Raw genomic sequence first — 1,917 nt, forward strand, 5'->3', positions numbered from 1 at the left:
AACATCTCATGTGGAAAACTGACATGCCCACCATAAACGACAGTGTTTTCACCGCTTAAATGAAGCCGAGTATATATAAAGCAAAGGATGATGATATTCCTTGCTCATCTCAAAGAATGAAGATTTTAAAACCCACCTCAGTTTGTCAACAATCCCATTGCTCTTAAGTGCACTCCGCCTGCTGAGCACTTATGGGTTCCACTTGCATAAAGCGCTCTACGAACAACTTCTCCCTTAACAAAAGTCCTTCCTTAACATTGGCACCCTAATTTTTAACACTTAATGCGTCAAAAGTTACAATGCCTCATAAACCTTCCTATATCCGCCTCAAATGACAGTATTTTATGGCATAACAAGATGAAAAACATTTTCGCAAGCACTTTGTATCTTGATAATCAACACATCCAAAATGCTGTAAGATTCTCTCATTTCAAATCTATCCCCTGTTGAATCAATAAAATTTATTTGCTTGTACGTAAAAAGTGGGAGAGCCATGCGCAGTGAAATTGTACAATGAAAATGCCTCTTATAAACCGTCTCAAATGCCAAGAGCTTGTAATACATATTGGGGATTGGCAAAATATGCGATGATACCAGCTTACGCTTTTATGAATCCTAAAAATGATGATCCTTAATAAAGTTATATTATCATGAAAGCTTTACCATAGATGCCCTTCTTGAGCCACCGTCGTGAAATGGGCTCGAGCACATGTAAGAGATGTCTCTTAAAAACAAGCGCGTGAATATGCCGCAATAAGTATATTCCGTTTGAGGCATTGTGTATGACGTAAGAGATGTGCCCCTAGAATGTGAGAAACAAGAACGCGATAAACAAAAGCGTGAAGCAATAAGCACGCCCCACAGACCAAACCAAACAACCGATTATCTAAAATGCGTCCACAGCAGCTTTGCAATTTTTCAATTCTCATTTTAAAATTTCTTGATTCAAAAAGCCCCTATTTTAAAATTAAAAAAGAAATGTCTTACACCTCATAGCCCCCACCTTTATAAAAGCATTTCTTATAAACGCCTCTTTTATCAAGCTACCTGCCGCTTATAAAGCTTCTTTGGATATTGCATCCCGTCATTTAACCATTTAAGTGACCACCTCCCTTTTTTATGAAATCCATTAAAACAGCAAAATGAAAAAATTTTATCCTCTATAAAAGATTACCGTAAATTGCTTGATCCTCCACAGTTTATTTTGTTATTTTGAACTGATGAACCATATTTTATTTGAAAATATAAGGATCTTATGCTATTATAAGCACATTGAAAAGTTTGTTTTTTAAGCTCTGTGTCGCTCAAAAAAAGATAAAATCCTCTATAAAGGATAAAGATATATTTTGCAGCTTAATCTACATCAGACATCTTGGTACAGCGCCCAATAAGAAAACCCCAATATACCTCCCAATAACAAAGCTCAACGGATGATAAAAACAATGACTTTTCAAAGGTAAAACTGAAAAGTTTCCACGAAGCGCTCATGAGAAAGAAAGCAAATAATCCTACTAGACAAGACTTCCTATTAGAAAGATAACGACATACCCATAAAACATCATTCTTGTTTATTTATTCACATGTGACAAAAGTTTCTTTTCAACTGTTCCAGAAAGGTTGAGAAATCTTTAGAAAGCAAATAACCCGCTATCCATGAAAAAATAAGCATGATAGGAGCGAGAAATAAGACTGATAGGGATAAGATAAAAATGGTAAAAAACACCTTAAAGATGATTTTTTCGCCCCACACCGTTGCTGTTCTTTGTGCTGAAAGACGCCTTTAGTATCCGTTTCTCCTTTGATCTGCAACGGCTCATATTCCCACAGTATTTGCTCCCACAGTATTTGCTTAAAGTGCTTTTTACATCACTGTCCCCCATCAACAGACAGTTTATTTTTCATTTAAATGGTTAAGTT

1 protein-coding gene is annotated in these 1,917 nt (G+C 35.9%); it reads right to left on the minus strand.

What is annotated here, in order from left to right:
* Nucleotides 1–725: 725 nt before the first annotated feature.
* Complete coding sequence (locus tag ACFIKE_RS09975) at nucleotides 726–929, minus strand: hypothetical protein (RefSeq protein WP_273788516.1); 204 nt, start codon at nucleotides 927–929, stop codon at nucleotides 726–728.
* Nucleotides 930–1,917 lie beyond the last annotated feature (988 nt).

Source organism: Bartonella sp. MU70NMGDW (assembly GCF_042194085.1).
GTDB lineage: Bacteria > Pseudomonadota > Alphaproteobacteria > Rhizobiales > Rhizobiaceae > Bartonella > Bartonella grahamii.

Coding starts and splice junctions, on each gene's coding strand:
- ACFIKE_RS09975 (WP_273788516.1), bottom strand. CDS start 929: ATGAGAATTGAAAAATTGCAAAGCTGCTGTGGACGCATTTTAGATAAT.